The 463-nt window shown below is 39.7% G+C and carries 1 protein-coding gene; it reads left to right on the top strand.

Annotation, left to right across the window (positions count from 1 at the left end; translation table 11 throughout):
- Positions 1–107 precede the first annotated feature (107 nt).
- The coding region (locus F7Q96_RS26525; RefSeq protein WP_151023652.1) for an outer membrane protein assembly factor BamE at positions 108–463 on the top strand (356 nt) is incomplete at its 3' end.

Below are 463 nucleotides of genomic sequence, written 5' to 3'. Positions count from 1 at the left end.
CTCAAGGTGAGCCAAGCGTCCGTGTTGGTATTAGTGGTGTGATTAATTAAGAAACTGGTTAGGAGGGCAATGCTCTCCTTGCTCGACAGATTAAAGAGATTATAGAGATGAACAAAACAATCCAAAGCTTAGTCGTAGCAGCTTTTGCTGGTTTCGCAGTCACAACTTATGCAAATGAACAGGCTCAGCAACAGAAAATTCATTTTCCAGCGATTGAAAAGAGTTATTTGAAACAAGTAAAACGTTATGAATACCAAGATGTTGCTCGTTTAGATACAGGACTAAATAAAGATCAAATTCGAGCTTTACTAGGCAATCCCCAATTTAGTGAAGGGCTTTTTGCAGTAAAAGTTTGGAACTATGTGCTAGATATCCGTGTTCCCAACACACACCAGTACCAGCGTTGCCAGTTGCGTATTGATTTTGATAAGCACTATTTAGCAGAACGTTTATCTTGGAAGGG

It is taken from the genome of Cupriavidus gilardii (assembly GCF_008801915.1).
In the GTDB taxonomy this organism is placed as follows: domain Bacteria; phylum Pseudomonadota; class Gammaproteobacteria; order Burkholderiales; family Burkholderiaceae; genus Cupriavidus; species Cupriavidus gilardii.
This window is presented reverse-complemented; position numbering and strand designations above follow the sequence as displayed.